The sequence below is a fragment of the Streptomyces phyllanthi genome, from assembly GCF_009377205.1.
Taxonomy (GTDB): domain Bacteria; phylum Actinomycetota; class Actinomycetes; order Streptomycetales; family Streptomycetaceae; genus Streptomyces; species Streptomyces phyllanthi.
Genome location: NZ_VJZE01000322.1, coordinates 1 through 10,668, shown reverse-complemented (window position 1 = coordinate 10,668; position 10,668 = coordinate 1). Strand labels below are relative to the sequence as shown.

The 10,668-nt window shown below is 70.6% G+C and carries 9 protein-coding genes and 1 pseudogene; 2 read left to right on the top strand and 8 right to left on the bottom strand.

Features of this window, described 5'->3' with window-relative positions:
• Window positions 1-57: 57 nt before the first annotated feature.
• From FNH04_RS32355 to FNH04_RS32340, 4 genes are all read right to left on the bottom strand, one after another.
• Entirely contained in the window at window positions 58-975 is a 918-nt protein-coding gene (locus FNH04_RS32355; RefSeq protein ID WP_152789423.1) for a D-alanyl-D-alanine carboxypeptidase family protein, read from the bottom strand.
• Between the two features lie 194 nt (window positions 976-1,169).
• Entirely contained in the window at window positions 1,170-1,946 is a 777-nt protein-coding gene (locus tag FNH04_RS32350) for an NPP1 family protein (RefSeq protein WP_152789421.1), read from the bottom strand.
• A 285-nt stretch (window positions 1,947-2,231) separates the two neighbouring features.
• Complete coding sequence (locus FNH04_RS32345) at window positions 2,232-5,492, bottom strand: Ig-like domain-containing protein (RefSeq protein WP_152789420.1); 3,261 nt, start codon at window positions 5,490-5,492, stop codon at window positions 2,232-2,234.
• 484 nt (window positions 5,493-5,976) lie between these two features.
• The gene (locus FNH04_RS32340) at window positions 5,977-6,354 is read right to left on the bottom strand and encodes a VOC family protein (RefSeq protein ID WP_152789419.1); all 378 of its coding nucleotides are present in this window, start codon (window positions 6,352-6,354) and stop codon (window positions 5,977-5,979) included.
• A 33-nt stretch (window positions 6,355-6,387) separates the two neighbouring features.
• Between FNH04_RS32340 and FNH04_RS32335 the strand changes: the two genes are divergently transcribed.
• Window positions 6,388-6,756 (top strand): hypothetical protein, encoded by a 369-nt coding sequence (locus tag FNH04_RS32335; RefSeq protein ID WP_152789418.1) that lies wholly within the window; start codon window positions 6,388-6,390, stop codon window positions 6,754-6,756.
• Between the two features lie 31 nt (window positions 6,757-6,787).
• On the opposite strand, the gene FNH04_RS32330 is transcribed toward FNH04_RS32335, so the two are convergent.
• From FNH04_RS32330 to FNH04_RS32320, 3 genes are all read right to left on the bottom strand, one after another.
• Window positions 6,788-7,621, bottom strand: coding sequence for a ribonuclease BN (locus tag FNH04_RS32330; protein WP_152789417.1), 834 nt, complete (start codon window positions 7,619-7,621; stop codon window positions 6,788-6,790).
• A gap of 162 nt (window positions 7,622-7,783) precedes the next feature.
• Complete coding sequence (locus FNH04_RS32325) at window positions 7,784-8,398, bottom strand: hypothetical protein (protein WP_152789416.1); 615 nt, start codon at window positions 8,396-8,398, stop codon at window positions 7,784-7,786.
• Window positions 8,395-9,024 (bottom strand): RNA polymerase sigma factor, encoded by a 630-nt coding sequence (locus tag FNH04_RS32320; RefSeq protein ID WP_322724452.1) that lies wholly within the window; start codon window positions 9,022-9,024, stop codon window positions 8,395-8,397. Before FNH04_RS32320 ends, FNH04_RS32325 begins: the two co-directional genes overlap by 4 nt.
• A gap of 155 nt (window positions 9,025-9,179) precedes the next feature.
• Between FNH04_RS32320 and FNH04_RS49140 the strand changes: the two genes are divergently transcribed.
• Entirely contained in the window at window positions 9,180-10,415 is a 1,236-nt protein-coding gene (locus tag FNH04_RS49140) for an ankyrin repeat domain-containing protein (protein ID WP_152789415.1), read from the top strand.
• 68 nt (window positions 10,416-10,483) lie between these two features.
• On the opposite strand, the pseudogene FNH04_RS32310 reads toward FNH04_RS49140, so the two are convergent.
• A pseudogene (locus FNH04_RS32310) lies at window positions 10,484-10,668 on the bottom strand (hypothetical protein); the annotation flags it as partial.

Here is a 10,668-nt window from a genome sequence, read left to right as displayed (position 1 = left end):
CTGACACGGAGGGGAAAACACGAGGGGCCCGGTCCATGGACCGGGCCCCTCGAAGTGTCAGTCCTGCTGGGCCCCCGCGGGCAGCGTGCGCAGCTGCATGGTCGACGCGGTGCTGGTGCCGAGACCGTAGTCCAGCATCTTGGCCGCGTCGTTGTAGCGGTCGGTGGCGTTGAGGACGACACCGATGACGGTCTTGTCACCGCGGGTGGCGGAGAAGACGAGACACGGCCCCGCAGGCGTGCTGGTGCCGGTCTTGACGCCGGTGGCGCCCGTGTACGAGCCGAGCAGTTTGTTGGTGTTGTACCAGGTGTAGGTACGGGTGCCGCCGGTGCTCGTGGTCGCGTAGCGCACGGTCTTCTGCGTCTTGACGACGGTGCGGAAGGTCGAGTACCCCATCGCGCTGCGGGCGAGCTTGGCCAGGTCGCGCGGGGTGGTGTAGTTCTCGCCGGTCGTCGAGATGCCGTCGAACGAGTCGAAGTGGGTGTTGGTCAGCCCGAGGTAGGCGGCCTTCTTGTTCATCTTCCCGATGAACGACTTCACCCGCGCGCTACGGGTGTCACCGCTGCCGAAGGTGTCGGCGAGGGCGTACGCGGCGTCGCAGCCCGAGGGCAGCATCATCGCGTACAGCAGCTGCCGGACCGTCACACGGTCACCGGTCCTCAGGTCCGCGGTGCTCGCGCCCTCGTTCGTGACGTAGTCGCGGTAGGCCTGCCGGACGGTGACCTTGCGGTCGAGGTCGAGGCCGGGCTGGCTGAGGACCACGCGGGCAGTCATGATCTTCGTGGTACTGGCCATCGGCCGCTTGGTGTCCGCGTACTTGCCGAACAGCTTGGCGCCGTTGGCGTTGTCCAGCAGGAAGGCGCCCTTGGCGCTGACCGTCGGCGCGGTGGCCGCCTGCGCGGGCGAGGTCAGCGGGGTGACCAGGAGTACGGTGCCCGCTGTCACCGTGATGGCCGCGGCCTTGCGCACCGGCATCGCGCCGCGTCTTCGTGCGCCCGTCACGGCGCGACCGCGCCTGCTCTTCTCTCGGGTAATCAATTCAAATGCTCCGTATTGTCTTGAATTGACGTGAAAGCCCGAGGAGCAGGCACAACAGTGCACTGCTCCTCACATGGCCCACAAGGGAGAGAATGGTCGCACGGCGTGTGACGTGGTGCGCAGGGCCCGGATCAGCCCCAGGCGTCGAACGTGATGCCCGACGGCTTGGCCTCGTTGAGGTTGTTCTCGAAGTTGCCGTCCTTCAGCGGGAAGTTGGCGCTGCCCCAGTTGGCGCCCGCCACCCGGTCGCGGATCCAGGTCGCGGGGAAGTTGTCCCAGCCGACGAGGTCCTCCCAGTGCCACTGCCCCGTGGCGTTCTCGGGGGTCTCGTCCCACTTCGCGAGACGGAAGGCGTGGGTGCTCACCCCGTCCTTGTGGTAGACGATCTTGGGGTGCGTCATTCCGGCGTCCCAGAACGGGACCGCGCTCGCGGCGTACGTCGTGTAGTCGCCGTGGGCGGACACCGACACGTACGCGGGCCGGCTCGCGCCCTGCTGCACCCACACCACGACGGACTCCCAGTCGTGGCGGTGCCCGCCGCCGAGCGCGGTCGCCTGGTCCTTCTCGAAGTACGTGGCGTAGATGATGCCGCACCAGCCCTGGTTGCACTTGGGCCGCGAGTAGCTGTTGTCGTTGTTCAGGTGGTTCGCGGTGCGGCACCCGCCCGTGACCGAACCGGAGGGGTTGAGGCCGCCGTTGAGGTTGCCGTTGCCGTCGACGGCGGCCGCAGGGTAGCAGCTGTCCGTGTCGTAGTCGTAGACCGGCTCGAACGCCCGCTGGAACGCGGTGGCGTTGGCGGGCAGGGGCGTCAGTACCCCGGCGGAGGCGCTGCCCGCCAGGCCGATGGTCAGCACAGCTGCCATGCTCATGACGAGCGACGACTTGTAGATGCGCGATCTCATGCTCATTGCGTCCTTCTGAATCCGTCACGCAGGGGGAGTTGCCACGCATGTGGGTGCGGTCCGACCGACTCGCACGCTCACGGTCCCGACGCCCTCTGAAGCCTTGAAGATCACCACGTGTCCGGTCCGGGAAGGAACAACCAATACCGAAGGGTGACGGGGACGGTGACTCTAGCGGATGACCTAACTCGTCAGTAACCCTTCGCGGCCACACAATTGGGCGGTGCCGAGCCTTCGGGAGGCCCGGCACCGCGTGTGGGTTCAGATGGGCCCAGACGGGTCCAGATGGGTTCAGACGAGGGGCAGTGGCCGGAAGAGCAGGGGTGCCGTGTCCGCCGCCGGGCTGAGACCGGAAGCCCCGGCGAAGATCGCCCGGTACTGGTTCGTGGTGATCAGTGTCCCCGCGACGTTGACGTTGGTGAGGGTGGCGACACCGTTCGCGTCGGTGACGGCGGTGCCGAGGGTGACCGGGCCTGTGACCGGGGTGGCGGTGAAGGTGACGGCCATGCCGGGCAAGGGCGTGTCCGTTTCCTCAGTGACGAGCGTGGCCCTGAGCCTGGGGATGAAGAGCGTCCCGTTCGTGCGCAGCCGGATGGTGGCCGGTTCCGCCGTCAGTTCCGTACCGGCGCCGGTGTTCACGACCTGGGTGACGGTGCCCGACGAGCCCATGAAGCAGGCGTTGCCGCTGTAGGTGGCGGTGACGACGTGCGTCCCGCCCGGGAGCGCGCTGGTGTTGGCCTTCGCCCGCCCCTGGGCGTTGACGTCGGCGGTCAGGCTGAGCCCGCCGGGCGTGGTGAACGTGACGGTGCCGGTCAGGATGCCCGCGCCCGGGGCCACGGGAGTGACCTGGGCGGTGAAGGTCACTTTCTCGCCCTGGTTCGACGGGTTGGGGGTGGCGGTGACCGTGGTGGTCGTCTCCGCCTGAGCGACGGTCAGCGTGCCGGTTGCGGAGGAACCGGAGAAGCAGGCGTCGCCGCCGTAGGTGGCGGTGACGGTGTGGGTGCCAACCTCCACGTGGGTGGTGGTGACGCAGACCTGCCCGTCGGCGTCCAGTGTGCCGGAAAGGACAGGACCGCCGGGGACCGCGAAGACGACGGTCCCCGCCGGGGTTTCCCCGTTGGGGTCGGTCGGCGTGACGGTGGCGCACAGGGTGACCGGCTGGCCGCAGACCGCCGTATCGGGGCTGATGCTCAGGGACGTGGTCGTCGCCGCCTGGTTCACGGTCAGGATCTGCGGAGGAGAGCAGGAGCCGATGAGTTCGGTACTGCCCTCGTAGCACGCGGTCACCAGGTGGATGCCGGTGCTCAGTGAGTCGACGGTGACGCAGACCTCCCCATTGGCGTCCAGTGTGCCGGTCAGCGTCGGGCCGCCGGCGACGAAGAAGACGACCGTGCCGGTGGGGGTGCACTCCGCCGGCACCGCGGTGACGGTGGCGCACAGGGTGACCGGCTGGCCGCAGACCGCCGGGTTGGAGCTGATGGTGAGGGACGTCGAGGTGGTTCCTGGGGCCACGACGAGGACGGTGGTGCCCGTGGAGCCCGCCAGGCAGCCGTCACCGCTGTAGGTGGCGGTCACGGTGTGCGCGCCGACCTCGATCTCGTCCGTCGTGACGCAGACCTCGCCGGTGACCGGATCGGGAGTGCCCGTCAGTGTCGGCCCGTTGGGAACCGTGAACGTCACCGTCCCGGTCGGCGTGCCGGCCCCGGGAGCGACCGCCGCCACCGATGCGCACAACATCACCTCCTGCCCGCACACCGCCGGGTTCGGGCTCACGGTCACCGTGGTCGTACTCGCCGCCTGGCTGACGGTGACCTCGGCCGTACCCGAAGACGGCGCCAGACACTCGTCACCGCCATAAGCAGCCGTGACCGTATGCGTACCGACCTCGATCCCATCCGTCGTGACGCACACTTCGCCGGTGACCGGATCCGGAGTACCCGTCAGCGTCGGCCCGTTGGGAACCGTGAACGTCACCGTCCCCGTCGGCGTGCCAGCCCCGGGAGCGACCGCCGCCACCGACGCACACAACATCACCTCCTGCCCGCACACCACAGGGTTCGGACTCACCGACACCGTGGTCGCACTCGCCGCCTGGCTGACGGTGACCTCGGCCGTACCCGAAGACGGCGCCAGACACTCGTCACCGCCATAAGCAGCCGTGACCGTATGCGTACCGACCTCGATCCCATCCGTCGTCACGCAGACCTCGCCGGTGACCGGATCCGGAGTACCCGTCAGCGTCGGCCCGTTGGGAACCGTGAACGTCACCGTCCCCGTCGGCATACCCGCCCCCGGAGCCACCGCCGCCACCGACGCGCACAACATCACCGTCTCCCCGCACACCGCAGGGTTCGGACTCACCGACACCGTGGTCGTACTCGCCGCCTGGCTGACGGTGACCTCGGCCGTACCCGAAGACGGCGCCAGACACTCGTCACCGTTGTAGACGGCGGTGACGGTGTGCGTACCGACCTCGATCTGATCCGTCATGACGCAGACCTCGCCGGTGACCGGGTCGGGAGTGCCGGTCAGTGTCGCCCCGTTGGGCATCGTGAACGTCACCGTGCCGGTCGGCGAACCCGCGCCCGGAGCCACCGCCGCCACCGACGCACACACCATCACCTCCTGCCCGCACACCGCCGGGTTCGGGCTCACGGTCACCGTGGTCGTGCTCGCGGCCTGGTTGACGGTGACGGGCACCAGTGGGGAGCTCGATCCGGCGAAGTCGGGGTCCTCGCCGTTGTAGAAGGCGGTCGCCTGGTACGTACCCACGTGCAGGTCGGCGAAGTCGGCGCTCGCCTGGCCCCCGGCGTCCAGAGTGACGGTGACGTCAGGGACGTCGGCGCCCACCTGGAAGGTGACGGTTCCGGTGGGGGTGCCGGCCGTGGACGTCACGGTCGCGGTGAGGGTGACCGTCTGCCCGCATACGGCGGGGTCGGGACCGACGGTCAGTTCGGTGGTCGTGGCGGCTTCGTCGACCTGCAGTGTGCCGACATCCGTGGACCCGGCGAAGCCGGCGTCGCCGCCGTAGGTGGCGGTGACGGTGTGGGTGCCCGCGCCGACGGCGCTGGTGGTGAAGCTCGCCTCTCCGGTGGCGTCGAGGGGCACGCTCTCGTCCGGGAGCCCGGGGATGCTGAAGACGACGTCGCCGGTCGGTGTCCCCTCGCCGGGGGCCACCGGATCGACGTCGGCCGTGAAGGTGACCGAGTCGCCGAAGACGGACGCGCTGGGCACGATGCTCAGCGACAGGGTGGTGGACGCCTCGCCGACGGTCTGCGTGTCGGTGCCCGAGGACGGATCGTAGGTCGCGTCGCCGGAATAGGCCGCGGTGATCGTGTGGACGCCGACCGGCAGCTGGTTCGTGCTGACGCCGGCCTGTCCGGCCGCGTCCAGCGTCACGACCTGGGTGCCCTCGCCCGGGATGTCGAAGGTCACGGTTCCGGTGGGGGTGGCCCCGGGCTCGTCCGGGGTGACGGTGGCGGTGACGAACACCGACTCGCCGAAGACGGACGGGTCCGGGCTCGACGTCAGACTGGTGGTGGTGGACGGCATGATGCAGCCCCTCTCATGAAGTGAGCTTCTGAGATCGGGGCGCCCCTGGCTCCCTGAGACGCGTATGGGGTCGCATCACCGTGGGGCACCCATGCGGTTGCCCGCCACGGCTGTGTCCGCGGGCAGAGGCAACCGGTCAGAACAGAGGGATGGGCAGCCCCTGGCCGATATCACAAGTAGGCAATGCCGCATCGCCGCCGGGCCAGATGGCGGAGCGGAATATAGCCCGAAAGGGGCAGCGCGCACCGGCGCTCACAGCGCACGACACCCGCCACGCACGGCGCACAGCCTTAGAGCCCTCGCCCTCTGTCCGCGCGCTCGCGACCAGTGCCCGCCGGCGCGGCACGTCGACCTCGGCGCGTACGGTCGGGCGACTTGGCAGGTGACTCGCCGTCCAGCGCCTCCCACCGGTCCGCGAGCGCCTCGACCGGGTTCATCGCGTACGCCACCCGAGGCCGGCCCCGGCCGCCCCCTGCGGACGCCGTCAGTGGCGGACCAGGCAGAAGGGGTGCCCCGCCGGGTCCGCGCAGACACGCCAGCTGCGCCCCTCGGAGCCCGCGTCGAGCAGCGTGGCGCCCGCCGCCAGCGCCTCCTCCTGCGCCCGGTCCACGTCCTCGACTCCGAAGTCCAGGTGCAACTGCTGGGGCCTCGTGGGGTCCGGCCAGCGCGGGGGGCGGTAGTCCGCCACCCGCTGGAAGGCGAGTACGGGACCGGAGGGCGTGTGCAGGGTCGCCCAGTCGTCGTCGAGCGACCACCGCCGATCCGGCTGGTTGACCGTGCCGCCGAGCAACGACCGGTAGAACTCGGCCAGTTGCATCGGGTCGGGACAGTCCAGCACGATGCACTGCAGCTGAGCGATCATGGTCGGATCATAGGGCCGTATGTAGTGCGTCGTATGGGGGCGAACGTGGAACGACCGGACGACCGCATCGCATCCGTCTTCCGCTTCGCATCGGAGCTCGTCGCCTGGGTGGCCACCCCGTGGGCTCTGTCCGCGCACTCCTGGCCGTCGGCCGTCCTGGCGGTGGTGGTGCTCATCGGCCTGCCGACCGTCTTCTCCACTCCGGGGGACAAGAAGCAGGTGATCGTCCCGGTCCCGGGGCCGGTCACGATCCTGCTGGTGGTGCTCCAGCTCGTCGCGGCCCTGGTCTCGGCATGGCTGGCGTGGCCCGTCTATGCGGCGGTCCCCGTGTCCGTGCTCGTCGCCGCGACCCTCGTCACGGAACGGCGACGCTGGCGTTGGCTGGTCTCCAGGGTGGCGTGATCGGACTGGGCAGGAGCGGCAGAGCGGCCGTTCAGCGGCGCCGCTGCCACATGTCATGCACATGGCGACCCAGCAGCGGGCCGCCGAACACCACGAAGCCGACGCCGATGAGCCAGGACTGGACGATCAGCACGGTCCCGACGGCCCCATAGGTGATCGCGTTGCTCACGATCAGCGGTGAGAACACCTGGTCCGAGAACCAGCGCAGACCGCCCAGTCCGGCCATCGTGACCACCGCGCCCGGGAGAAGGGCACCCCACGCCACCCGCTCACCCAGCAGGAAGTGCTGGCCCCACCAGAAGAACAGCACGCCGAACAGCGTGGCGAGCACGATCCGGAGAACCGACTGCGCCAGTCCGTCCCGCAGCACCGCCCCGCTCTGCGTCTCGGCGAGCAGATAGGCCGTCAGCGCGGCCAGCCACACGACGCGGCGCCACACGTGGTGCCACGGGCCCGCCGGCACCTCCCAGATCCTTTCGTAGCCGTTCTGCACACTCGCCGCGAAGCTGACACCGAACAGCGCCACGAGCAGCCCGCTGAGGACACTGGTCGCGCTCAGCACCGTGCTCGGCGCGGCGAACAGGTCGCGCACCGCGTCGGCCGGGCGCCCGGACAGACTCATCCCGTCGATCACCCACAGGGCGAAGCCGCGTTCCTGGAAGGGGAGCGCCGCCGCGACGACGATCAGCAGCGGGACCAGGGTGACCAGGCCCAGCGCGGAAAATCCCATGGCCCGGTGCAGCAGTTCCAGGTCGCTGCCGTGCCGCCAGAGCCGTCCGACGGCAGAGTCGTGCCAGCGGGCCCGCAGACCGCTGTGGTGCGGCCGCGGCTCCCGCGGAGTGCCGGAGCCGGAGGCGTCCTTCATCACGTGCCTCACTTCCCGGCGCGCCCGCGGGGCGGGCCTGCCACTCACGCGCCGGAGGGCCCTGGCTGTCCGGCGCTCTCGGACTCGGGCGAAGTTGAGCAGTTCCCGAGCCGGTGCCGGACGAAACACGCCGTGGGAGCCGAGTCGGCGCAGGGCCGGGTCCTACGTGTCGTCCGGCGTGGGCGGCTTCGCCGAATCGCAGGGCCTGACCTCGTAGTGCTTGATCTCGTCCCTGGTCAACGCCCTGTTGTCGAAGATCAGCTTGTTGCCCCGTTGAAGGTTGACGGTGGTCCAGGCGCGGACGGGTTTGCGGATGGTTTTGGGGTCGCCCTCCTTGTCGACCGCCAGAATCTCGACGACGACGGGTTCGCCGCGCGAGTCGCGGACGACAGAGGACAGTTCCAGCTCCACCTGAATGCCCCACGGGCACACCTGCTCCGCGAGTTCCCGCTGGGCCTCGATGCCGATCCGGTCCTTGACGGTGAGCGAGACACTGCCGTCCGCGAGCAGCTCGGCCGCGTACGCCGGCGAGTCGGCCGGTGAACCGGGCACGACCACCGTGGCGAGCCAGGCCGCCGCGCAGGCCGCCATGGCGACGGCGATCCGGCGCGGGGTGAACCGACGGCGCGCGGGACTCCTCACCTCGCCCTCAGCCTCAGCCCCGGCCTCAACCTCAGCCCCAGCCCCGGCCCCGACCTCGGCCTCGGCCTCGCGCAGCTCGATCTCCCGCTTCAGCTCGCCCAGCAGCCGGTCCTCGAACGTCGTCCTCGTGCTCATGCCTCTCCCCTTGCGACGTACACCAGTGATGCGTCCGGCAGCTCCGTTCCCCGGGACGGCGTCGGTGCGGCGGCCACGGGTTCCGCCTCCGCCCGCAGCGCCTTGCGCGCCCGGTGCAGCCGGACCCTGGCCGTGACCTGGCGGATGCCCAGCGCGGCCGCCGCCTCCGTGACCGTGAGCTGGTCCACCGCGATCAGCTCCATGACGGCCCGCTCGCCCTCGGGGAGCCTCTTGAGCGCGGCCAGGACGCGCCGCCCCGGGCTCTCCGCGTCGAGCTTGTCCTCGATACGGGCGATGTCGTCGGCCTCCAGCAACCGCCGCCCGGAGACACGCAGATCGCGCTCCGCCTCCCGGGCGGCCCGGCGGCGCTCCGACGACACGACGTTGCGCGCGATGCCGTACAGCCAGACCGTCTCACTGCCGAGGCGCGGCCGGTATGTGTGGGCCGAGTCGAGGACGGCGAGGAAGATCTCGGCCGTGAGATCGGCCGCGGTGTGGGGGTCGTCGACCCGCCGGGCCACGAAACGCATCACCGCGTCCACGTGGCGCCGGTAGAACTCCTCGAAAAGCCGCGGGTCCCGTACCGCCGCGGCGGGCCCACCCCGTAACCGTTCCGCGCCGTCCACTGGCGTCTCCTTCTCGTCGGAGGCTCCCCGGACCTCCTCCTCTCGGAGGTTTTCCGGAGATCTTCAAGGCACTTCACTTGTACTTGGACCGAGACGCGAAAAGCGTTACAGGGGAGACAGGGAAAGCTTCCGGAGGCATGGGTTTGAGCGTGGACGTGAACGGAACTCTTCTGATCTCCGCGATACGGGCCGGGGACACCGAGGGTGTGGAGAACCTGCTCGCGGCCGACGCCGACCCGGACGTACGCGACAGCCGCGGAACACCCGCGCTGTGCCTGGCGATCGAGACGTACGCCGCAGCCATCGCCGATCTCCTGGTCGGCCACGACGCCGACCCCGGGCAGTGCGGACCGGACGGTGTGCCGCCGCTGCGCAAGGCGGTCGACTCGGGCTCGCCGGCGCTGGTCGAGGCAGTTGTGCGCGCCTGGTCCAGGCGAGGGCTCTACAAGGCCGAACTGCCGGAGGCACGGGACCTCGCCCGGCACTGGCACGAGACGGGCGTCGAGGCCGAGCTGCGGCGCCGTACCGGCGCGCGGGGACCTGTGGCCCGTACTCGCGTCCTGGACGACGAGTTCACCGCCGTGGACGAGTTCTCCCTCGGCGGGCTGACGGTGCGCGACGGACACGGGGCGATCCTCACGGCCCTGGAGGAGCGGTCCGGTGTCCGGACCTCCTTCGAGGAGTTGTTCGACCGAGCGTTCACCCGTCCCGACGAGGATCACGCCGTCTGGTCGAGCGCCACCATCCTGCTGGCGCATCGTCGCGACCAGAAGACCTGGGACGCCGCCCTGGCCCTGCGCGACCACCCGGACCCGATGCACCGGCTGTTCGGCGCGGAGGTGCTGCGGCTCACTCACCTCTTCGACGACAGCGATGAGGACCGGTTCGCGGGGCCCGCCGTGGAGCTCTTCCTCGACTGGGCGGGCCGGGAGCAGGACGCGGCCGTGCTCGCCACGGTACTGACCGGTCTCGGCGAGCTGTGCGACCCGCGCGGCGACGCGGCGCTCCTGCCCCACGCCGCCCACCCCGAAACCGCGGTGCGGCGCGCGGTCGCCAACGGCCTCAGCGGCTGGACACACGGCTTCTCCCCCGCCGTACGGGAGGCGTTGCTCATCCTGATGACCGATCCGGACACGGATGTACGGCAGTTCGCCTGCCACACGGTCGCCGTCGGCAAGGACCGCACCCCCGCCCTCGCCGACGCCATGGCCGCGCTGCTGGACGACGCGGTCCGCCGGGTCCGGGTCACCGCGGTGTACGGCCTCGCCCGCCACGACGACGAACGCTGCGTGGAGGGCGCCCGCCGCCTGCCCCCGGTCCCGCCCGGGGCTTCGTACGAGGACGACCTCGACGAGGTCTGGCGCTACGAGCGGCGCCGCGACGGCCGCTGAGGGAACGGTCCGCCGTGCGGGCGCGCCACGCTCCCGCACGGCGGCGTGCGATCACTGGAACCCGGCCGTCAGGCCCCCGCGTCGCCCGAGTGCCCGGACGCGAACGCCAGGATGTGCGGGGCCGCCTCGCGCACGTCGCGGAAGTGGCGGTGCACACCCTCCACCGCGGTCCCGGTGTTCACGCCCCACACCGTCATCCCGGCGCCCAGGCCGGACCGCACCCCGGACGCCCCGGCAGCGCGGACTCCCCCAC

Bases quoted from the DNA above. Each gene is read 5' to 3' on its own strand.
- FNH04_RS32345 (WP_152789420.1), bottom strand. From the start codon at position 5,492: ATGCCGTCCACCACCACCAGTCTGACGTCGAGCCCGGACCCGTCCGTC.
- FNH04_RS32350 (WP_152789421.1), bottom strand. From the start codon at position 1,946: ATGAGCATGAGATCGCGCATCTACAAGTCGTCGCTCGTCATGAGCATG.
- FNH04_RS32340 (WP_152789419.1), bottom strand. From the start codon at position 6,354: ATGATCGCTCAGCTGCAGTGCATCGTGCTGGACTGTCCCGACCCGATG.
- FNH04_RS32325 (WP_152789416.1), bottom strand. From the start codon at position 8,398: ATGAGCACGAGGACGACGTTCGAGGACCGGCTGCTGGGCGAGCTGAAG.
- FNH04_RS32330 (WP_152789417.1), bottom strand. From the start codon at position 7,621: ATGAAGGACGCCTCCGGCTCCGGCACTCCGCGGGAGCCGCGGCCGCAC.
- FNH04_RS32355 (WP_152789423.1), bottom strand. From the start codon at position 975: ATGCCGGTGCGCAAGGCCGCGGCCATCACGGTGACAGCGGGCACCGTA.
- FNH04_RS32335 (WP_152789418.1), top strand. From the start codon at position 6,388: ATGGGGGCGAACGTGGAACGACCGGACGACCGCATCGCATCCGTCTTC.